16 protein-coding genes, 1 tRNA gene, 1 other RNA gene and 1 pseudogene are annotated in these 22,771 nt (G+C 39.3%); 4 read left to right on the top strand and 15 right to left on the bottom strand.

The features are described 5' to 3' along the window. The first annotated feature begins 84 nt into the window (after nucleotides 1–84). Nucleotides 85–1,368: a uracil-xanthine permease family protein gene (locus K1I97_RS05510; protein WP_223331741.1), complete on the top strand. Its 1,284-nt coding sequence runs from the start codon at nucleotides 85–87 to the stop codon at nucleotides 1,366–1,368. Between the two features lie 48 nt (nucleotides 1,369–1,416). Here the strand turns inward: K1I97_RS05510 and K1I97_RS05505 are convergent, their stop codons facing one another. The 9 genes and pseudogenes from K1I97_RS05505 to K1I97_RS05465 form a co-directional block, all read right to left on the bottom strand. Continuing rightward, nucleotides 1,417–2,175, bottom strand: a complete 759-nt coding sequence (locus K1I97_RS05505; protein ID WP_223331740.1) for a CPBP family glutamic-type intramembrane protease — start codon at nucleotides 2,173–2,175, stop codon at nucleotides 1,417–1,419. Nucleotides 2,176–2,319: 144 nt separating this feature from the next. Further along, entirely contained in the window at nucleotides 2,320–3,231 is a 912-nt protein-coding gene (locus K1I97_RS05500) for a DMT family transporter (protein WP_223331739.1), read from the bottom strand. A gap of 9 nt (nucleotides 3,232–3,240) precedes the next feature. Then, a pseudogene (locus K1I97_RS05495) lies at nucleotides 3,241–4,176 on the bottom strand (serine hydrolase domain-containing protein). Further along, nucleotides 4,173–4,898, bottom strand: coding sequence for a CppA family protein (locus K1I97_RS05490; RefSeq protein WP_223331738.1), 726 nt, complete (start codon nucleotides 4,896–4,898; stop codon nucleotides 4,173–4,175). The pseudogene K1I97_RS05495 and the gene K1I97_RS05490 overlap by 4 nt, the downstream one beginning before the upstream one ends. Before the next feature lie 948 nt (nucleotides 4,899–5,846). Beyond that, entirely contained in the window at nucleotides 5,847–8,150 is a 2,304-nt protein-coding gene (locus K1I97_RS05485; RefSeq protein WP_317628037.1) for a DNA translocase FtsK, read from the bottom strand. Between the two features lie 85 nt (nucleotides 8,151–8,235). Then, complete coding sequence (locus K1I97_RS05480; RefSeq protein ID WP_223331737.1) at nucleotides 8,236–12,186, bottom strand: YobI family P-loop NTPase; 3,951 nt, start codon at nucleotides 12,184–12,186, stop codon at nucleotides 8,236–8,238. A gap of 411 nt (nucleotides 12,187–12,597) precedes the next feature. Then, complete coding sequence (locus K1I97_RS05475; RefSeq protein ID WP_223331736.1) at nucleotides 12,598–14,550, bottom strand: fructose-specific PTS transporter subunit EIIC; 1,953 nt, start codon at nucleotides 14,548–14,550, stop codon at nucleotides 12,598–12,600. Next, a complete protein-coding gene (pfkB, locus tag K1I97_RS05470) occupies nucleotides 14,547–15,458 on the bottom strand; it encodes a 1-phosphofructokinase (protein ID WP_223331735.1) in 912 nt (303 codons plus the stop codon). Before pfkB ends, K1I97_RS05475 begins: the two co-directional genes overlap by 4 nt. Then, the gene (locus tag K1I97_RS05465) at nucleotides 15,455–16,195 is read right to left on the bottom strand and encodes a DeoR/GlpR family DNA-binding transcription regulator (RefSeq protein WP_000920660.1); all 741 of its coding nucleotides are present in this window, start codon (nucleotides 16,193–16,195) and stop codon (nucleotides 15,455–15,457) included. Before K1I97_RS05465 ends, pfkB begins: the two co-directional genes overlap by 4 nt. A 161-nt stretch (nucleotides 16,196–16,356) precedes the next feature. Between K1I97_RS05465 and K1I97_RS05460 the strand changes: the two genes are divergently transcribed. Next, a tRNA-Ser gene (locus tag K1I97_RS05460) sits at nucleotides 16,357–16,444 on the top strand. Between the two features lie 196 nt (nucleotides 16,445–16,640). On the opposite strand, the gene ssrA is transcribed toward K1I97_RS05460, so the two are convergent. The 4 genes from ssrA to K1I97_RS05440 form a co-directional block, all read right to left on the bottom strand. Further along, nucleotides 16,641–16,988: a transfer-messenger RNA gene (ssrA, locus tag K1I97_RS05455) on the bottom strand. A 60-nt stretch (nucleotides 16,989–17,048) separates the two neighbouring features. Next, the gene (locus tag K1I97_RS05450; RefSeq protein WP_223331734.1) at nucleotides 17,049–17,684 is read right to left on the bottom strand and encodes an SGNH/GDSL hydrolase family protein; all 636 of its coding nucleotides are present in this window, start codon (nucleotides 17,682–17,684) and stop codon (nucleotides 17,049–17,051) included. 1 nt (nucleotide 17,685) lies between these two features. Continuing rightward, on the bottom strand, nucleotides 17,686–18,513 hold the full coding sequence (locus K1I97_RS05445; RefSeq protein ID WP_223331733.1) for a Cof-type HAD-IIB family hydrolase: 828 nt from the start codon (nucleotides 18,511–18,513) through the stop codon (nucleotides 17,686–17,688). A 21-nt stretch (nucleotides 18,514–18,534) separates the two neighbouring features. Next, the gene (locus K1I97_RS05440; protein WP_223331732.1) at nucleotides 18,535–19,845 is read right to left on the bottom strand and encodes a CapA family protein; all 1,311 of its coding nucleotides are present in this window, start codon (nucleotides 19,843–19,845) and stop codon (nucleotides 18,535–18,537) included. A gap of 154 nt (nucleotides 19,846–19,999) precedes the next feature. Between K1I97_RS05440 and def the strand changes: the two genes are divergently transcribed. After that, the gene (gene def, locus K1I97_RS05435; protein ID WP_001272959.1) at nucleotides 20,000–20,611 is read left to right on the top strand and encodes a peptide deformylase; all 612 of its coding nucleotides are present in this window, start codon (nucleotides 20,000–20,002) and stop codon (nucleotides 20,609–20,611) included. A 44-nt stretch (nucleotides 20,612–20,655) separates the two neighbouring features. After that, the gene (gene rlmB / locus K1I97_RS05430) at nucleotides 20,656–21,384 is read left to right on the top strand and encodes a 23S rRNA (guanosine(2251)-2'-O)-methyltransferase RlmB (protein ID WP_223331731.1); all 729 of its coding nucleotides are present in this window, start codon (nucleotides 20,656–20,658) and stop codon (nucleotides 21,382–21,384) included. Nucleotides 21,385–21,528: 144 nt separating this feature from the next. On the opposite strand, the gene trxB is transcribed toward rlmB, so the two are convergent. After that, nucleotides 21,529–22,440 (bottom strand): thioredoxin-disulfide reductase, encoded by a 912-nt coding sequence (gene trxB / locus K1I97_RS05425; RefSeq protein ID WP_223331730.1) that lies wholly within the window; start codon nucleotides 22,438–22,440, stop codon nucleotides 21,529–21,531. A gap of 65 nt (nucleotides 22,441–22,505) precedes the next feature. After that, nucleotides 22,506–22,730: a DUF4059 family protein gene (locus K1I97_RS05420; RefSeq protein ID WP_223331729.1), complete on the bottom strand. Its 225-nt coding sequence runs from the start codon at nucleotides 22,728–22,730 to the stop codon at nucleotides 22,506–22,508. Nucleotides 22,731–22,771 lie beyond the last annotated feature (41 nt).

The raw sequence follows: 22,771 nt of genomic DNA, 5'->3' as shown, positions 1-22,771 counted from the left end.
AGCTATTTTTTAAAAAGTCTTACTCTGAGGGCCTATTGCTGTAAAATAATGGGCTCTTTTTTGGTGCCCAAAAGTGAGGTTTTTATGAAACAGGAATCAACTGTTGACTTATTACTAGACGTTGATCAACGTCCTTCTGCTGGTAAAGGCATTCTTCTCAGCTTCCAGCACGTATTTGCCATGTTTGGTGCAACCATTCTCGTTCCCTTAATTTTGGGAATGCCCGTATCTGTTGCCCTTTTTGCATCAGGTGTTGGGACACTTATCTACATGATTTCTACTGGCTTTAAGGTTCCAGTTTATCTAGGTTCTTCATTCGCCTTTATCACGGCTATGTCTTTAGCCATGAAAGAAATGGGAGGCGATGTATCTGCTGCTCAAACTGGGGTTATCTTGACTGGTTTGGTCTATGTCCTTGTAGCAGCAAGTGTTCGTTTTGCAGGTACGAAATGGATTGATAAACTCTTGCCACCAATCATTATCGGACCTATGATTATCGTTATCGGTCTTGGTCTTGCTAGTTCTGCTGTAACGAATGCTGGACTGGTCGCTGATGGAAACTGGAAGAACGCCCTTGTAGCAGTTGTTACGTTCTTAATTGCTGCCTTTATCAATACAAAAGGAAAAGGCTTCCTTCGCATTATTCCTTTCCTCTTTGCCATCATCGGTGGGTACATCTTCGCTATGATGCTTGGTTTGGTTGACTTTACTCCAGTCTTAGAAGCCAACTGGTTTGAAATTCCTGGCTTCTACTTGCCATTTAACACGGGTGGTGCCTTTAAAGAGTACAACCTCTACTTTGGTCCTGAAACAATTGCCATCTTGCCTATCGCTATCGTAACAATTTCAGAACACATCGGTGACCACACAGTTTTGAGCCAAATCTGTGGCCGTCAATTCCTGAAAGAACCAGGACTTCACCGTACCCTTCTCGGTGACGGTATCGCGACATCTGTATCTGCTTTTCTCGGTGGACCAGCTAATACGACTTACGGTGAAAATACAGGGGTTATCGGGATGACCCGTATCGCTTCTGTCTCAGTTATCCGTAACGCAGCCTTTATCGCAATCGCGCTTAGCTTCCTAGGTAAATTTACTGCCTTGATTTCAACTATTCCAAATGCTGTGCTTGGTGGGATGTCCATCCTTCTCTACGGAGTTATCGCCAGCAACGGTTTGAAGGTCTTGATCAAGGAACGCGTTGACTTCAGTCAAATGCGCAACCTCATCATTGCTAGTGCTATGTTGGTACTCGGACTTGGTGGTGCCATCCTCAAAGTAGGACCAGTTACGCTTTCAGGTACCGCCCTATCAGCTATGACAGGTATCATCTTAAACTTGATCTTACCACATGAAAATAAAGACTAGTCATCTATACACACAAAATCCACTCAACTGAGTGGATTTTTCTGATTCTTACCTTCCCCAAGCAATCAAGAGATACATGAGACTAGAGCCAAACATGTCTGCCAGAGCATGCATGAGGAAGAATGGGAGCAGATTCTTGATTACATACTTGTACAAGAAATAATAAAATAAACCATAAATTACACCAATAATCAGCGCCCATACTAAGCCTTGATAGGTGTGAAAAGAAATCCGAACGAGGATAGAATAAAACAAGACCCACCACTTGTGCTTTTCTTTCACTGAGGTCAACAATCCTAGAAAGAAAAACTCTTCATAGAAGCCATTTAGCAAAGCATAGGCAATTGCCATCGGACTAAGCGCTAGGAACTTCCGTATAATTTCCATGGGATTTATGTGGGCAAAAAGGGCTGGATTAAAGTAATTGTATTCACCAGTTAGTGTCGTCACCAAGTCTCCAAACAATCCCACAATGGCAAATATAAAAGGAACCCAAAAGAGAAGGGACCAGGTCCAACGAATAGGAAGTTGTTTGAAATCATAATTCCGAATCAAAAGGTAAAGCAAGGCTAAAGCCAGAAGTATCACTTGCAAGGTGAAGTTGCTGGAATAGGCTGCTCCCTCTCCGACAGTATTACTTGCCGTATCCACAGCACTTGACAAGTCTGTCGGAAATATACTTGCTAAAAAGAGCTCCGTTGAACGAATGATAAACAGGCCAAACATTAGAACTGTAATAATCAGAATGTCAAACCATCTCAAATAGCGCAGGGGCTTAGTTGGGTGAATACTTTGTAAAATTTTCATATCTCCTCCTTCTAGCAGTTAAAGATTGGTTTATTGTAAGAAAAGAGCCTTAAAATTTTATAAAATTCCACTCCCATTCCTTAGCCGTAATCAATATTTCGATAGGATATTCAAATCAACCACTTTTTACGAGTAACTAGTTTCTCATTCAACCTTCCGTTTATTTTCTATCAACAAATCTTTCAAAGAAATGATGGCTACCGCAAGTAAAATCATGGCCATACCGACAAAATCAATCGCATAGAATTGCTCTTTCACAATCAGAAAGGCAAAGAAAACAGCAGATATAGGCTCTATGGAAGCCAATAAACTGGACTTAACAGGTCCTATCAGACTAGCTCCTTTTAGAAAAGCGGTGTAGGCGAAGACAGTTCCGATAATGATAATCCCAGCAAATGCAAAGAGAAAATCCAAGCTGGTCGGTATGCTGGCTTGCAAAACTCCTGTGAAGGGAATAGCCACTACACCAGAAATAACCATGCCCACACCAATCACCAAAATACTTCCCCACTTCTTAATCAAAACGATAGGAAGGATGATATAGAGGGCGTAGGTCAAGGCAGAAAAGAGGCCCCAGAAAAGACCAACAGGGGTGACAGACAACTGGTCGAGTTTCCCGTGCGTCGCGATAAGAAAAGTTCCTCCGATTGCTAAAACAATCGAAAGAATCTCAGCCAGAGTCGGTGCCACCCTATCCTTGATACAAGTATAAACCAAGATCCCAACGGGACATACATACTGGAGAACTGTCGCCGTTCCAGCATTGGTTTCCTGAATGGCAGAAAGATAGGCAAACTGGTTTAAGAAAAGTCCAAACAAGGCAAATAGCAGTAGAGAGAGTAAGCTTTTTCTGTCTTTTAAAAAATCTAGGAGTTTATCCCTTGCAGTTACATAGGATAAGAATACCAGTGCCAATCCTGCTATGATAAGTCGCAAATTGGTCAAGACTAGAGCGGAAATCCCGTGCGCCATAAGGTATTGGCCACTGGTTCCAGACAAGCCCCAAGCAATTCCTGCCACTACTGTAAATAGCGTTCCTTTTACGGTTTTTGACATGCTTTCTCCCTACTCTTCCCTACGAATCATATCCATGACTTGATTTCGATCGATTATCCACTGGGCACGCTCATCCTTCTCATACGTTCGATTTGATAAAAAGATAGCCGCTTCTTGTTTCTCTCAATTCCACATGATAAAGGTACCTGTATAACCCGTATGGTCGAGCCAAGCTCCTTCCAGATTCCATGATAGAGACCGCTCCTTATCATCTAAGGGAGAAAAATTTCGGCTCAATTCTGCAGCAAAATCATCTTTCAAGTAATGTTCCAGAAAGATCTGCAAATCCTTAACAGTCGAAAACAAACCAGCACTTCCAGCGTGTTTCCCTAATAGACGGGCTTTAGGATCGTGAATGATTCCGGCCTCTACTCCTCTCACTGTTGGTACAGCTTGCTCAACGGGGCCAAAATTGGTTTCCGTCATTCCCCATGGTTCCAAAACTTGCTTCTGTATGATTTGATCCAAATCTTGGTCAAAGATTTTTTCCAAAAGAAAGCCTAAGAGTAAAAAGTGAACATCTGAATATAGAAAAGCAGACTGATTTCGTCTGTTGAGGTGAAACATGGCTTCTTTTAATTCAGGGGCTGTCAAGAGATTCCGATTGGGAATAAAGGGGTCTAAGTCTGTAGCATGTGTCAGAAGTTGTCGTATAGTGATATCAGGATAATCACACTCAGGTAAAAAATCCGTCACCGGTCGATCAATATCTAACTTGCCCTGCTGCCACAAGAAGGTAAGAACCGTCCCCACTCCCACGACCTTACTCACACTAGCCAGGTCATAGACCAAACCGCTCTCTGTCTTTAAGCCCCGTTCTGGGTCACTCAAGCCCAGATAAGACTCTTTCCATTCACCATCCTTATAATACGCAAAAGAGGCCCCGGGATATACCCCTGCCTCAATTTGATCTTCTATTTTTCTTTGAATTTTTTCCAACTTCATGCTTCTTCAAACCACAATTCGATGTTATTGGTATCTTTCCCAAGGAAGAACTTTTCAGATTTGGGAACAAAATAGCCTGTCTTTTCAAATTTCTGACGAAGACTAGTCAAATCTAAATCCTTCACTAAAAATTTTATCATAGATAAATCCCAAGTGACGTTGTTTTCAACAGTCAAATCTGGACCTTCCCCTTTGGTAAAGCTAATTGTATTGGCTACTACTTCGGGATCAAGTAAACTCTCCGTTCCCTCAGGCAAACGCAACTCCATAGAAATCTCAAATTGACTCAAGTATTTCATACCTATATTTGCAGAAAATTCGGGAACAGTTTCCAGTGGAACCAAATCTTCCATATGATTTTCTGCATGAACAAAAATCACATCCTGTTCAGGAGAAACAATCTCAAAAGCATAACCACGTTTTCCTCTAAATAGGCGAGGAAGGGACTCCATCCGAGAAAGAAGAGCCTCAATTTCTGAAGGATTTTCTACTTTGACCAAGAGTCTAGCTAACTTCTTAAGCCCTTCAACTCTGCGAGTTCGCATACTTGGAGCTTCTTCAAGAATCATCTTCTCAACACCTGATTGATCACCGAGCGAGAGAAAGGCAGACTCTTCTAACAAGGGTTTCATCCCAAGAGTTTTAATGTAAAATGTTTCATTTAATCTTCGGTTATTGACCTTCAAAGTCGGAATAATTTGTATCATCTGATTTCCATTCATAGCTTCCTCCAACTCTTTTATTTTAAAGGATTTTAGAATTTTTTACAAGCTATTCCACTTAAATTCTAGAACTTTTTAAAAAATTCCGATACAAACAGACTCTATAATATTTGTAGTAGGTAAATCCCCTATAGTTCTTATGGATTATATTCCTATAGAAAAATATCATACAATCTATTAAGAACTTACTTATATTTTTAAAATCAATACTCACATGGAGAAACATGCAAACTTGATTATCCTGCTTCTTTATCCCCTTATCACAAAGGAAAAATTGGTTAAATACGGTATTCAAAAACTTTCCAAAATTCCTCCCCTTGAACAAGTTGAATAATCCACATCACTTCGTCCAAGAAATATCGTTTTCAGTGAAAGAACCGTCATAAGGTTCTTGTGTCTTGTCCCTCTATATTTCAAACCTTCTTCGACAAAAAGGGGGGCTTAATCCCTTACTGAAAATCTTTTCTTAATGGGTATTGCTAGAAAACTTTGTTTTCTAATATCTGGACTCAAACTAAAACAATCCTCCAGACTATTTCGTTCGCCAATACTAAAATCATCCCTATCCGTTTCTACATTACCTAGCACCTTGGAAAATTTCTCTAAGAACCCGATTTGATAAGGGGACTTCCTTTTATTTCATTTTCAAAAGAAGAATAAGAAATTATTCTTTAAACTGGCAGAAAAAAACTTAAAACTCTGTCAATTTTCAATTTCAAACTACATTAAAAACTTTATAAAACATAAGAAGAATATTAATATTTTACAATTCGAAGCAATTAACAAGCTTATTAAAGACCTGAAATAGTGTGGATTTGGATTTAGAATCTTTATAAACTTTCACATATTTTTATGGCTCTCACTATCAAAAAAAGGACAAGCATGCCCTTTTTTGATAGCTTTTCATCACCCACTACAGTTAATGAGAAGACTTGATATCTGTTTATTCTATTGTTGCAATACTTTTCGTGGTTTGGTTCCTTCAGCTGGACCGATGACACCCGCCATTTCGAGTTCTTCCATCAGGCGGGTCGCACGGTTAAATCCAACAGACAAACGACGCTGGATCATAGAAGCACTGGCTTTCTGTGTCTCGATAACCAGAGCCTTGGCTTCTTCAAAAAGCGGATCACCACCAGCTTCACCATCAGAGAAATCTCCTTCATTTTCAGAAACTTCTCCTGGGTCAAAGCTGTCATCGTAGTCCGCATCAGCCTGAGCCTTGATGAAGTTTACGATGCGTTCGACATCATCATCCGAGATAAAGGATCCTTGCAGACGGACTGGGTGATTTTCATCAATTGGTTTAAAGAGCATGTCTCCTCGACCAAGCAGTTTTTCAGCTCCATTTTCATCCAAGATGGTTCGTGAATCTGTGCCTGATGAAACTGCAAAAGCCACACGAGATGGGACATTGGCCTTGATAAGTCCAGAGATAACATCAACCGATGGACGTTGCGTTGCGAGAATCATGTGAATCCCTGCGGCACGCGCCTTCTGTCCAAGACGGATGATGGCATCTTCCACTTCCTTGCTAGCCACCATCATGAGGTCTGCCAACTCATCCACAATAACAACAATCAAAGGCAGCGGTACTTGTTTGTACTCAGATTGGCTATTAAATTCCTCGACCTTGGCATTATAGCCAGCGATATTTCGCACACCAACCTTAGCAAAGAGTTCATAACGGTTTTCCATCTCATCCACGACTTTTTGTAAGGCCTTGCTGGCCTTGCGTGGATTGGTCACAACTGGAATCAAAAGGTGAGGAATGTCGTTGTAAACGGATAACTCGACCATCTTTGGATCCACCATCATAAACTTGACCTGATCTGGTCTTGCTTTCATAAGAATGCTAGCGATAATACCATTAACTGCGACTGACTTCCCTGATCCCGTCGAACCTGCAACGAGTAGGTGGGGCATCTTGGAAAGGTCAAAGGTGCGAGCAGTTCCATTGACAGCCTTACCTAGAGGAATTTCGAGGAGATTTTCTGGTTTAGTTTGAGACTGTTCCCAGAGTTCACGGAAGGAAACGGTCGCAATCTCAGAGTTGGGTACTTCAATTCCGACTAAGGATTTACCAGGGATCGGAGCCTCAATCCGAACATCCTTGGCCGCCAGAGCCAGCGCTAAGTCGTCTGCCAGATTGGAAATGCGGTTAACCCGTACACCGACTGCAGGCTTGACTTCATACTTGGTTACTGAAGGTCCAATTTCAGCTCGTTCAACCGTCACCTTGATACCAAAGCTAGCAAAGGTTTCTTCTAGGATTTTGATATTTTCTCGAACAATCTTCTTTTCCTTGGACTGATCTTTGGGTTTATCTGGCGCAAAGAGTTGCAAGCTTGGCAGTTTGTATTCGAGGGCTTCCTTGGCAGAAAAATCAACCTGCACCTCTTCATCCTCAAAATCTTCTTCGTCAGGAACCTCAACGTCAGCTTGAGGCAGGATAATCTCCGGTTCACTCCATTCCTCTTCAGGAATTGGTGAAAGATTGTAGTCTGGTACTTCTGATAAGATTTCTCCAGTTTCAGGATCTACAGGAGGAAGCGGTAATGCATCCTGTTCTTCTTGTTCTCTCTGAATTCTGGCTACTTCTTCAGCCTCTTGTCGAGCCTTCTCTTCTTCTCTCTTGATGAAGCGTTCCTGTTTTCTCTGTTCCTGTTTTTCCATAAACAATCTGAACTGGACTCCAATAAAGGCTGCAACATCATAAATAGACCAAGGACTGACCAAAAGTGCCCCAACTAGAATCAAAAGAACTCCAATAAAGTAGGAGCCGATATTTGAGAAAAGAAAGGCAATGGGGATATAAAGTCCAACACCAAGCAGGCCTCCACCAGCGAAGCTAGTCACCCGCATACCAGTCAGGTCTGTCATAACTTGAGCCAAGGTCCCTTTTAGAACTGACTGCTCCAAGCCATATTTCCATACCAAGTAGGCCTCAAAAATCAAGAGCAAGCCAGCGAAGATACAGAGAAATCCTGACAGAACCCCCTCCTGCTTGCGGATCCATTTAAATAGAAAAAGATAAATGAGAAGGGCACCAATGGCCACATAGGCCAAACTTCCGACTAACAGTCGAATGAGATTGTAAAGAGTAACACCTGCCGCTCCGAGTTTGAGGGCTGCAATAATCAACAATAAGACAATTCCTAAGGAAATCAACATCCTCTGGATAGCCTGCTTTCTTTCAAGTTCTGCTTTAGACGGTCTCCGTCTTGTTTTCGTAGTATTCTTGTTTGCCATTCTTCTATTATAACATATTTCAGAAACTTCTAGAGAAATCAAAAAAGACTGCCCACTTTTGTGTTCAGTCATTTGAATGTGATAACTATTGCTTTTCTTCTGCTTCATCACTATATTTAATCTGCTTCTTTCTTAATCCATAAAGCTTTAATACAGAATTTTCATGTTTTGATTTATTAGAAATCAACTTCCTTTTCTTTAAGTAGTCAAGAAGTTTTTCGTTAAATTTAGAATACGACACTTTCGCTTCCTGATTACCATTTCCACCATTATCTTCATTTTGATTTAATTTGTCCAAGGCAACTTCCCATTCAGTATAGATGTCATAATCTATTTGTTCCTTCAAGATTTGCATAATATCCGGTAATTCTAATAAATCTAAATAATCACCTAGCAAAATAAGCTTATCTACTTCTATTTGACTTTCCGAATCAGAAATTAATTTTTCAAAAAGTTCTTTCTTATGTTCAAGTAAAACATCATTTGAATTTAGGATAGATTCATACAATGGAACGCTAATTTCATTTTCATCTAATGCTATAAATTGTCTTATATATTTTTTAACTATTTTTTGTATTTTATTTTGAAGCGTCACATCTAACGAATCATATCTGTTTTGATTTATTAAATCATCAAAGTCATACTCATTAAATTTATTATCTAAAAGCAATACTAATAATTCAACTACATATTTTTCGTCTATGTCAGGTTTCTTTAACAATTCTCTCATTTCCATATCGTTTCGAACAACATTAGTAGCATTTAAATAATCTTCTATATTTTTGAATATAAATTCTTCTAGGTGTACCATTGGTCTTTTACGAATAAACTCAAGATTTTCTTTATTGAATTCAATACGATTACTATTTATTAAATTCCATAAATCTTCTTCATCAATATCAGTATTATCAATTCTTTTGAAATAGAGTCCAAGCTGACTAAGTATTCTTTTTCGAATATTATCATTTAAATCCAAAGAACTAATAATATTTTCATTAAAATCATCTTGTAAATCATTACTCAATTTTGAATAAATTTCTTTATCCAACTCAAAATTAGGATTCAGATTAATAAAATCTACCAAAAAGTTATCAACTTCCTTATTTTGACCGAAATATTCTAAAATAATTTCAGTATTTACTTCTGCCTTTTTAGTTTGAACAAAATTTTGTACTAGTATTTCTCTATTTTCATTCGAAAGAGCATTGAACTTACCTTGTGTAAAAGTGATATAAAAATCTGGGACACTAGCAATAATTTTATCTGCTAATGTACTTTTTTTGATAATTTCATCATTATCTAGGTCATCAGATTCATCACTTCCTAACTTTTCTTGAGGTAATTGATAATTAAATACAACATTATTATTCAATAATTGTTCAATATACTCAGGTTTATCACGCATCTCTCCCTCTGATAAAGTAACATACATTAAAATATACTTCAGGAATTCTTCATCAGAAGATTGACAATAATCTAGTAAAGGTTTTAATCCATTTTGACTAGTCATGATTTCATAATTTTTATGTTTTACATCTGATAGCTCTGTGCCCATATCAGAATGCTGTTCCATGAAAAATAGTACATTAGACTCACAAATTTCATATAATCTATTCTGATAGATATAATTTAGCAGATTTTTCTCATATCCTTGATAAATGAATGTAAAATCCTTGATCTTTAAATTTATATTTGAAAGATTTGCATTAAATTGTCCATAATTGTAGTCATTAGTATTAAGTAGAATTTCTTGTCTCATCTCTAGGTATTTAGCTAGCTGTTCTTTTGTTTCTTTTGTACAATCACTCAAATCAACTAAATTCATTAATGATAATATTAGTTTTCTTTTATCAACATAAACATATCCACTAGATTCTTGTTTAACATATCTAATGAAAAGTTCTGAGTTGTAATACATCCATTTTTCAAAAAATAACCTAGGATCACTTTTTGTATAAAACGATGTATTTTTTTCATCCAAAATAAATAATTCGTTATAAAAATCCAGCAAAAATTCCAAAATATTATCTTGGTGAAAGATTAATTTCAACTTCTCATTATGTTCATTTGCATATAACAGAAATCTAAATAAATCATAATTTAACACATTACTACTTTTATAATTTTTTAATTCTAAATAATTAAAGATTTCATCAAAATTTTTTAGAGAAATATTATGTTTATTCTGTCTGCCAGAAATTACATTTCTTAAATATTCTTTTTCTTCTACCGTTATCGTATTCGCATAGAAATGAGTCAAATAATCTTGATAACTCTCATCAATATAAGCATTTCTAATTAGGAAAGAAATTATTGAGGATTGAGGATTCTTTCTTATTTCTTTGGTAAAATTACTTTTAAAATCATCAATATCTGTAGCATATTGGTAAACATCTGATAATCTATAACTATCTAGTTTCTCAAGCTCATCATTTATTTTCTTAATTTCTTCTTTTAATTTTTCTATTATTTTTTTATTTTTTGTATTGTTTAAACGCACCTGAAATTCTGGAGATTTTTTTTCAGGAAATATTGAATCAAGACTTACTTCTTGACCACCATTATTATAATAAGCAGAGTAAAAATTATCAAAAACAATAATTGTATTTTCTTCATTCAATAAGTCATTAATAAACTCTAAATATGATGGAAATTGTGATTGAGACTTCCCATTTACTTTAATTACTTCTTTTCCGTTTGGGATTTTTAAAATAGATCCATATAATTCAAGCTCATCGTTTAATTGTTCTTCCTCTGCCTTCTCTATCTTTTTCTCCAATTCTTTTATCTTACTATTTAATTCCTCCCTACGATTTTTTAATATTATTTCTTTTGAGTTCAACAATTCATATAAATATCCTTGATTTCTTTGCAAAAGTGAAAAATCTTTAGGGAAAATATTCTTATAGACTACCATTGAAAAAATTTTCTCACGCTCTAACGGTAACTTACTTAATGTTTCTTTATAAGTCAGATACTCATTACAAATATTATTGATTAATCTCATATCGTCAAGATATAAAGAAATATTAAATAAAAACGTCTTGTCTAAACTATCGTATTCCCACATTTCTGTCAGCATTTTTTTTAATATGTCATGAGAATTAGAAGCGGTTACGACAGGAACTATAGGAATAATAAAATCAAAAAATTTAGTTCTTTCTTGTGATTCAAACAAATCATCCTTTACAAGATAGAAAAATACTAGTTTACGTTTGTGATTTGCCTTTCGATTTCTATTGATAATTATATTTAATTCCTTCAATTTTTCAAAAATTCTAGAGTCATTAAAACGTTCAATATCTTCAAATACTATGACATTTGCTCCTGATTGCTTGAATAGATAAAGGACATCGTCTAAGTATCGATCAAAATAGGATACTTTAGAATTATCATTTGAAAAAATTTCGATATCAGTTTCAATTTTTTCTGCTTTTAAGGATAGTTTTTTGATAAAACCAAAATCTTTTTGTAGCTTCAGTAAAAAATAAAATCCATATACAATTAAAACAAATAAAATTACTAGTATAAGAAGGGAAATAATAGGTTTCGTAGTCCAAGATAACCAAGAAAAATCCTGAATCAATCCATTCCATGAAGAAATATTTAGTGAGTATAAGGATAATAATAATACTAAACCTACATAGACCGAAATATTAAAAGGTTTAATCTGCGATTCTGCATCAAGAGTTTTAAAAATTGATTTTCTTATTTGATTAGGATTAATTTGATGAAGTAATTGATTGATTATCTTTCCTTCTATGGTATTAATTTGACGATTATTTAGCCCATTTTTTTCACTACCTATTGTTTCATCATACTGCCCTAAAGATATATGGAGGAATGTTTTATCAGTATATTTACTCTCAAAGCTCTCAACAACACTACTTTTCCCCGCTCCATAATTCCCAGTAATAGCTACGTTGGTTACTTCCGAATTTTTGTCAATCGCAAACTGAAGTGCTTCTAGTGTTACTGGCTTTATTTCAACATCTTTATTTGAAGTAAGTGCTCGAAATTGATATTCTTTTTCCATTAACTTTTCTCTCCCCCTAGTAATTCTTTAACTATTATTATATCAATTATTTATTGAGATATAAAGCTTTTAGTTACTTCTCGTCTCCTACCTAAATCAGCTATAAAATTGGTTCATTTAGAATCGGGAAAAATCTCCTCCACCATGCTGACATGGGTCGCTTGTAACTCTTCATTTAGAATATTTTGACTACGGAACTTTTCATTCTCTAGTTTCTTTTCTAGAATCATTCAAGACACTTTTCACCTCCATGGTATTTATACAAACTTTTGCATTCTATCGTTTAAATGAAGAGTGAAAATCTCTACACTCTACTTCTATATCACTTCAAAGCCCATTCTCCCTAACTCCATTATCAAAAAAATGACTACCCACTTTCGTGTTTAGTCATTTTGGTATATGAATTCTTTTTTATGCTTGTGGTTTGCGTAGGTAACCATAAACCACACCACTTACGATTGCACCAATCAAAACAAAGACTAGGTAAAGAAGGGCATTTGAAGTAAGGGCGATGACGAAGATTCCTCCGTGTGGTGCCATGAGTTTGATACCTGCAAGACCAACGAGTCCCCCTGCTACTGCTGAACCAAGGATAAAGCTTGGAATCGCACGAGCTGGGTCTGCTGCACCAAATGGGATCGCTCCTTCAGTGATGAATGACAAGCCCATGATGATGTTTGTTAAACCAGAGTTGCGTTCTTCTTTGGTAAATTTATCTTTGAAAAGAAGGGTTGCGACAAAGATAGCAAGTGGTGGAACCATTCCTCCAGCCATAACTGCTGCCATAGCTACAGAACCACCTGAAGAAACAGTCGCTGCAAGCGTACCTGTACCAAAGACATAAGCAGCTTTGTTGACTGGTCCACCCATGTCAACAGCCATCATGCCTCCAAGAACGATACCAAGAAGAACAGCTGAACCTCCTCCAAGACCGCCTAGGAAATCATTCATAGCAGTGTTGATTGCTGCCATTGGAATGTTGACAGCCAACATAACAAATCCTGTCAAGATTGTTCCGAAAAGCGGTAGGATAAGGATAGATTTAGCACCTTCAAGTGAACGAGGAACTTTTACGTATTTCTTGATAGCAAGAACCAAGGCACCTGCGATAAATCCACCAACAAGGGCACCTAGGAAACCAGATGAGACACCTGCAAGAGTTGAAGTTGCTTCACCACCTGCGGCATAAGGAATTTTACCAAAGGCAAAACCTTCTTTGGCAATAGCACCAGCCACGAAACCAGCTACCAAACCTGGTTTTTCAGCGATAGAGTAGGCAACATATCCTGCAAAGACTGGAAGCATCAAGCCAAAGGCTGCTCCACCAATTTTCATGAACATTGAAGCTAGTTCATGGTAGGATCCGAGATTGCCAAGACTATCTTGTGGCACACCAAAAGCTCCGTCGATTAAGAAGGCAAGGGCAATCATGATACCACCACCGATAACGAATGGCAACATTTGAGATACACCACTCATCAAGTGTTTGTAGAAAGCACCACCGATACTTTGTTTTTCATTAGATGCTGTTGCAGCTTTTGCTCCATTAGCAGCACGATAAACTTCAGCATCTCCTGAAAGAGCCAAGTTGATCAATTCTTCAGTCTTACGGATACCGTCTGCAACTGGACGGTTAACCAATGGTTTGCCATCGAAACGATCCATCTCAACAGCCTTATCTGCTGCGATGATAACAGCTTTAGCCTTGCGAATGTCCTCTGCAGTCAATTGGTTCCCAACACCGCTGGCACCGTTGGTTTCGACCTTGATCCCAACACCCATTTCAGCAGCTACTTTTTGAAGGGCTTCTTGGGCCATGTAAGTGTGGGCAATACCTGTCGTACAAGCTGTAACAGCTACGATAAAGTCGCCAGAGTCATTGGCAGGTGCTTGAACAGGTTCCTCAGCTTTTTCTGAAGCTTGGTCAAAGAGTTCAATAACTTGATCTGCTGATGTTACTTGACGAAGTTTGTCTGCAAAACCGTCTTTCATCAAGTATTGAGATAATTCTGCCAAGGCAGCCAAGTGAGTATCATTTGCACCTTCTGGAGCAGCAATCATGAAGAAGAGGTCTGTTGGTTGCCCATCCAAGCTTTCGTAGTCAACCCCCTTGTTTGACTTAGCAAAGAGAACCGTTGCTTCTTTGACAGCAGAGTTTTTACTGTGGGGCATAGCAATTCCGTCACCCAAACCAGTGGAAGTTAGAGCTTCACGCGCTAGGATTCCTTCTTTAAAGGTTTCAAAATCCGTCACATAACCGTGATCTACCAAGTTATGAATCATTTCTTCGATAGCTGCTGTTTTTTCAGTCGCCTGCAAATCCAGCAACATGACATCTTTTCTCAATAGGTCTTGAATTTTCATCGTTTTTCTACCTCAACTTTTTCATATGTTTCTTTAATAAATTCCGCTGTTGCCAAGTCATCCGAGAAGGTAGTTGCTGTTCCACAAGCTACTCCCCATTTGAAGGCTTCTACTGCATCTTTGGATTTGACAAATTCACCTGTAAATCCAGCAACCATTGAGTCGCCAGCTCCCACTGAATTTTTGACTGTTCCCTTGATAGGTTTGGCGAAGTAAGCTCCCTCAGATGTGACAAGAAGTGCACCGTCACCAGCCATGGAGATAATGACGTTTTGGGCACCTTTAGCTAGTAACTGACGAGCATAGTTCTCGATTTCATCTAAACTTTCGAGTTTCACTCCAAAGATAGCTCCAAGCTCGTGATTGTTTGGTTTGACCAAAAGTGGCTGATAGTCCAAACTATCAATCAAGGTCTTTCCTTCAAAATCACAAACCACTTGCGCACCAGTCTGGCGCGTCAAGGCAATCAAATCCTTATAGATAACATTACCTAGGTTCTTAGCACTTGAACCTGCAAACACCACTGTATCTTCTGCTGTTAAACTAGATAAGATAGCTTTCAATTCTTCTAACTGAGCCGGTTCCACATTTGGACCCGTTCCATTGATTTCTGTTTCTTGGTCTGCTTTAATCTTGACATTGATGCGAGTATCTTCTGCTACTTGGACAAAACGCGTTTCGATTTCCTCTTCTGCCAAAGTATCTGTGATAAATTTACCAGTAAAACCTCCGATAAATCCAGTCGCTGTATTTGGAATACCCAAGCGTTTCAAAACTCGACTGACATTGATTCCTTTCCCTCCAGCAAACTTATCATCACTGTCCATACGATTGACACTACCGACTTGAACTTGGTCCAAGCGCACGATATAGTCAATAGATGGATTGAGTGTGACTGTATAAATCATACTTCTATTACCTCCGTTTTCTTCTTAATTGCCTGCAAGAGCTCATGCCCTTGACTTGTGATGACAATAGCGCGTTTAAGCGGTGCTACCTTGGCAAAGCAAGTTTGACCAATCTTTGACGAATCAACCAAGACATAGGTTTGTTTGGCATTCTCCAAAATAGCACGTTTAACGGCTCCCTCCTCCATATCAGGAGTCGTATAATAACCATCGTCCACACCATTCATCCCGATAAAGGCACGGTCAAAGTGCAATTGATTAATTTGGTTAAGAGCAACACCACCGATACATGCATCTGTTGCCATCTTGACACTCCCTCCAACCATGACAGTTGGAATCTGTTTTTCAACCAACTGAACCGCATGGTGAATGGAGTTGGTCACAACTGTGATATTCTTATTAACCAATTCCTTGATTAAAAAAGCAGTTGTCGTTCCAGCATCAATAAAGATAACATCTTGTTCCTTGATAAGAGAGGCTGCTTTTTGAGCCAGTAGCTTCTTCTCTTGAAGGTTTTTGACAGATTTTTCTTGGATAGTTTCTTCTTCCTGCAAGGAGTGTGGCAATTCTGCTCCTCCATGCACACGGCGAAGCTTGTTTTCCGCCTCCAACTCATCCAAATCTCTTCGTACCGTTGATTCTGATGTTTCTAATAGACTAACCAATTTTTCTAAGGAAACTACATGATGTTGATTTAACTCCTCTAAAATCAGTTGCTTCCGCTCAGTTTTTAACACCAAACCACCTCCTGTTATCGTTTACACTATTCATTCTAGCACATTCTCTACCAAAGTCAAGCATTTTTTATCATTTTCTTTCAAAATCTATCATTTTTCTTATTTCCAAAATTTTTATTGCAAGATAAGTGGCTTTATGGTAGACTATTTGAGTAAGTATTGGAAGATTACTCAAGAGGCTTAAGAGGCCGTGTTGGAAACGCGGTAGGCGTGTAACAGCGTGCGTGGGTTCGAATCCCATGTCTTCCGTAGAAAAACCAAAACGATTTCTAGGATACGACATCTGTTGTATCCTTTTTTGTATTCCTTTTTTAAAAACAGTGTTCAGAAGATTTTTACCAACTGCAAAAAGGACTCCTTTTATGACTCCTTTTTCCGCAGGAATACCAAAGACAAAAATAAAAAACGTTGATTTAACAACGTTTTTCCAAGGTTGGTGAAAGAATAATGGAGCCGGTGGGAGTCGAACCCACGTCCAAACACCTGCCAACATATTTGTCTACAACCATAGGTTATGTATTGTTTTAACAGTCCCTCGACACATAACTCAAGCCTAGGAACTGCGAGTCTATTAATCTCTTATCAAACCACTAGACAAGGCTTGATCGTATCTCGCTAATGATAAGACCTGTCATTGAACACGAGCAATCCAAATCAGGTCACGCCTGCTGGTTTTTAGGCAGCTAGAGCGTAAGATGTGTTATTTTTTGCAGTTATATTTAACTGAGCGTTTACGTCGCCACACGGGTTGCAAAATATGCCTCATAATGCCTGTCGAATCCGTAACGACCCCAAAAGACAATAAAACCATTATACCTCATCTAAATCAAAAATGCAAAATTAAGCCGATTCTTTAGAAAAGATATCCTTTTAAGGCTTTTGATAAGGCTTGATAGCCTGCCACACTTAGATGAAGCCCATCCGTTGTATAGGCTGATTGAAGTTGCCCTTCTGAATCTGTCAAACTATCATAAATCGGTATAAAATCTACCTGCATATAGGCGGATGCTAGAGCCTCATAGGCTTGATTCCATTCTCTAATCTTTTCATTGGTTCGGATATAAACAGTCTGCTTGTATTTCTCTCCCTCATTGACTGGCAAAATGGAAAGGAGCTTTATTTGTGACAGCGGATAATCTCGGTTAATCGATTGAACCACACGCTCAAGATTATCCAAGGATTCATTCATAGGAACATCTTTTCCGATATCATTTGTCCCAATTAAGAGAACAATTTGATCCACAGCATCACCATAAAGATGGGCATCAAGATTCTCTAGCAAAAGTCCCGTCTGGTAACCTCGGATGCCTCGATTGACAATCGTCTTTGCAGTCCCAAACAACTCTTGCAGAGGGTAATATTCCACTATCGAATCTCCGATAAAGATGATATCTGGCTCTAGAACAGAAACTTGATTCAATTCACGATACTTGGTTTGAATCTTTTCCTGCTCCTTTAGGAGCCAATTTTCTAATAACTGTACTGCCACCTTATCCCTCTTTCTCTAACCAATTTTCTAGGACCTGATAAACGCCCGCCTGGCTGTTGGCTGGTGCTAGGGCAGTCGCAACTGCCTTGGCTTCATCATCTGCATTTTCCATAGCATAGGCAATCCCAGCCAGTTCTAGCATTTCGACATCGTTTTCACTATCACCAAAAGCCATGATTTGTTCCGATTGCAAATTCCAGTGCTTGAGTAATTCTTCCAATCCCCAAGCCTTGTGAACACCAGCCTGTAGGATATCGATACAACCATAACCGCTAGAAACAGCTCTTACACGGCCATCAAAAAGGTCATTGATTTCCTTCAAAACAGAACTGGATCGCTCTTCACCGACGACCATGCTCATCTTTAGCACTCCACCAAAGAGGTCCGATTGCAAGTCTTCCACAAAATTCATTCGTTGATAGAGTCTTTCAATCATCTCTGGAGTCATAAATTTATCAAGTTCTGTAAAAACAGTTCCTTTCTTGACAAAACCACCCTTCATACCAGTTACGACGAACTGATCTCGGCACTCTCTCCCCTTAAAATGAACTAAAGCCTTGTCAACCATGGCATCATCCCAGGTCTGCGCTTGAATCAATTTATTGTTTTCAAAAATTCGCGCCCCATTGGCAACTACTAGGACTACGCGTTCAGCCAAGTGTCCCAATAGTTCTCTCATACGATGGATTTCATTCCCCGTCGCAATGACAAAACGGATATCCCTTTGATCCAGCTGATCTAAAATCTTTTCCAAGCGGGGCAGATCCAGCTGGCCTCTCGGATCCAGCAAAGTTCCATCCATATCTGTCGCAATAATCTTAATCGTCATTTTACTTCCTCTGGATTCAAGCTAGTCCCACTTCAATCCTACATGTTCATTCATTTCTTTATAGGCTGTGTCAATTCGTTCCTTGGTCGCTTCGTCCAACTTGTCACGGTGACTGCCTCCCTCGATGAAGTCCTCTAGGATATAGGTCTGATAGAGGAAAAGCGGATAGCCTTCTGGAGAGTATGTTCCTTTGGGTGTTCGATTGACCCAAGTCGGATGCGCTTTGGCAGTTTCAATCCTTGTCTTACCATCTTTTTTCTTAATGGTCACATCCATGAGAACACCGCGCTCCGTCCACTTGGCATTTTCCTCGTCTTGCATGGTTTCAATACGTTGATTTGAGAGGAAATTCCCCATGGAATAGATGATCAGTTTTTTGTCACCATCTTTTTCAACTGTTTCAGCAGGTTCAACGACGTGAGGATGCCCTCCAAAGATAATATCAGCTCCCCAGTCAATCATCTTATGGTACAGTGTTTTCTGTTCTTCCGTTGGTTCTAGCTGGTACTCGATTCCCATCTGAGGCATGATGACAGTAATATCTGCGTCCTTCTCTGCACGCTCGATTTCCGCCTTCATCTTGTCTTCATTCATATCAGAAAGATAGCGATTATAGTCCTCTTGAGAGATATACTGCTCAATGCCATTAAAACCGTAGGAATAGGCCAAGAGAGCTACCTTGATACCATTGACTTCCTTAATAACAAGGGGAGACTTGTCACGTGGTTCCTTTGTATAAACTCCGATTGGTGTCATTCCAGCCTTTTCAATAGCTTGAGCCGTCGAAACCACTCCCTCTATCTGAGAATCTAGGATGTGATTGTGAGCCAAGTCTAGAACTTGATAGCCTGCATCCTTGATCGCATCCATGACTTCTCCTGGTGCATTAAAGAGAGGATAACCTGCCAAGTAATGGTCTTTATTCACCGTTCCTTCAAAGTCACCAATCACCAAGTCCGCTTGTTTGAGCCAGGGTTTTACATACTCAAAATTTTCATGGAAATCATAGGTCCCATCTTCTTTTAGAGCTGTTCGGTAGATAGGGATATGGTAGAGGAGGTCACCATTTGCCATGATACGCGCCGTCGTTTCACCAGATTCATTTTCCTTGGATTGACTAGATGTCGTAGTCTGACTGTTAGAACTTGTCCCCTTGCTACCTTGTACTGCTCGAACTAATAAATTCCCCCCCATGGATAAGGCAACTGCAAGTAGCAATACCGTAATAAACTGGGCATTTGTCCAAGATTTATAATTCCTAAAGAAACCAATACTACTCTTCAACAATCCAAAAATAGGACCATGAGGCCGTCGATCTTGTCGCTTTTCCATCTTTATCCCCCTTACCTTTTGGTACAAGTCTTTTCTTTTATTATACCACAGACAAAAGGGGAATACCGTTTATTATATTATTTTTTAGGAACTTCTGCGACTTTCTTTCTCGCCTATTTTGTGTTATCATGTAGAGGTAATGAAAGGAGAGAAAATGTCTGCTATAGAACGTATTACAAAAGCTGCTCATTTAATTGATATGAATGATATTATCCGCGAGGGGAATCCAACTCTTCGTGCAGTTGCTGAGGAGGTCACTTTCCCACTGTCTGATCAGGAAATCATCCTTGGCGAAAAGATGATGCAATTCCTCAAACATTCCCAAGATCCTGTTATGGCTGAGAAGATGGGGCTTCGAGGTGGGGTTGGACTTGCTGCTCCCCAACTCGATATCTCAAAACGCATTATCGCTGTTTTAGTGCCAAATATTGTGGAAGAAGGTGAAACTCCACAGGAAGCCTACGACCTGCAAGCTGTTATGTACAATCCAAAAATCGTATCTCACTCTGTTCAAGATGCTGCTCTTGGCGAAGGAGAAGGTTGCCTTTCTGTTGACCGAAACGTACCTGGCTATGTAGTCCGCCATGCCCGAGTCACTGTTGACTACTTTGACAAGGACGGCGAAAAACACCGTATCAAGCTCAAAGGTTACAACTCTATCGTTGTCCAACATGAAATTGATCATCTAAACGGAATCATGTTTTATGATCGTATCAATGAAAAAGACCCATTTGCTGTCAAAGATGGACTCCTCATCCTCGAATAAAGAAAATCCCGTTGCAAGACGGGGTTTTGTGTTATAATAGAGGCATGAAAACAAATGATATTGTCTATGGCGTCCACGCCGTTACCGAAGCCCTCCTTGCAAACACAGGAAACAAACTCTACCTCCAAGAAGATCTCCGAGGTAAGAACGTTGAGAAAGTCAAGGAACTGGCTACAGAAAAGAAGGTGTCCATCTCTTGGACTTCAAAAAAATCCCTCTCTGAAATGACCGAAGGCGCTGTCCACCAAGGTTTTGTTCTACGAGTGTCCGAATTTGCCTATAGCGAGCTGGATCACATCCTTGCAAAAACACGCCAAGAAGAAAATCCACTTCTGGTGATTCTGGATGGTCTAACTGACCCTCACAACTTAGGCTCTATCTTAAGGACTGCTGATGCGACCAATGTTTCAGGCGTCATCATTCCCAAGCACCGTGCTGTCGGTGTTACTCCTGTCGTTGCCAAAACGGCCACAGGCGCCATTGAGCACGTACCGATTGCGCGAGTGACCAACCTCAGTCAAACCCTAGATAAACTCAAGGATGAAGGATTCTGGACCTTTGGAACGGATATGAACGGTACCCCTTGCTACAAGTGGAATACAAAAGGGAAAATCGCCCTCATCATCGGAAATGAAGGAAAAGGCATCTCTAGCAACATCAAAAAACAGGTTGATGAGATGATTACCATTCCCATGAATGGGCATGTTCAAAGCCTCAATGCCAGTGTTGCTGCAGCTATTCTCATGTACGAAGTTTTCCGAAACCGACTATAAAAAAGTTTCCAATCAGTTGATTGGAAACTTTTTTTATGATTATACTCAATGAAAATCAAAGAGCAAACTAGGAAGCTAGCTGTAGACAGTACTTGAGTACGGCAAGGCGAAGCTAACGTGGTTTGAAGAGATTTTCGAAGTGTATTAACTATGTTCTGTGATAAACTTGTAGGCTTCTTGACCAGCGATAGCCCCATCTCCAACTGCCGTTGTCACTTGGCGAAGGTCTTTCTGGCGAACATCCCCAACTGCAAAGATACCGTCAACGGCAGTTTTCATGTGATTGTCTGTCACAATCCAGCCAGCCTGGTCTTGGATATTCAAATCTTTGGCAAAATCACTAACAGGATCCAAACCAACATAGATAAAGACACCACCAAAGGCTTGCTCTGTTACTTGACCTGTTTTTACATTTTCAAAAACGACAGATTCTACTCGGTTTTCACCTTTGATTTCCTTGACGACAGAGTCCCAGATAAAGTTGACTTTCTCATTAGCAAAGGCACGGTCTTGCAAAACCTTTTGGGCACGAAGTTGGTCACGGCGGTGAACAATAGTGACAGTCTTAGCAAAGCGAGTCAAGAAGAGAGCTTCTTCTACCGCTGAATCTCCACCACCGACTACGAGCAAGTCTTGGTCACGGAAGAAAGCTCCATCACAAACTGCACAGTAAGAAACACCACGACTGTTCAGTTCTTCTTCTCCGGGAACTCCTAAGAGACGGTGTTTTGACCCAGTTGCCACGATGACAGTACGGGTTTCGTAAACTTGATCATCAGTGATTACCTTCTTATAGTCACCCTGGTCTTCAATATTTTCAACGTAGCCATAAAGATGCTCCACTCCAAGGTTTTCAAGTGGTTCAAACATCTTTTCAGCCAATTCAGGTCCACTAATGTTGGCATAACCTGGATAGTTTTCAATATCAGATGTGTTATTCATTTGCCCGCCTGGCAGACCACCTTCAATCAAAGCCACTTTCAGATTGCTTCGAGCAGCATATAAGGCAGCGGTCATTCCCGCGGGTCCAGCACCGACAATAATCGTATCGTACATTTCGATTCCTTCTTTCTTGTTGTAACTATCTTTATTCTAACTCAATCTTGCTAGTCACGCAAGGATTATGCCTTGAAAACCAAGAGCAAACTCATGACGGCAAAGGATAACACCGGAACGACCAAAACTCCAATCATAATCATATCATAGAGATGAGCTTGGCGAGCTTTGGCTGTCTTGTCCACACCAGACATGGCTCTCAATCCGATCCAAATCCCCAGAAAAATCACGACAAAGATGGTCGTTAAGATCAAACTCTCGAAATATAAAGAAAATAAATGCAGTAGCATGATCTCTCTCGTTTCTATCTTTTTTAAAGAGTAAACTCAGC

Source organism: Streptococcus oralis, assembly GCF_019929345.1.
Classification (GTDB): domain Bacteria; phylum Bacillota; class Bacilli; order Lactobacillales; family Streptococcaceae; genus Streptococcus.
Note: the sequence above shows the minus strand (reverse complement) of the source record. Positions and strands in the feature narration are given on the sequence as shown.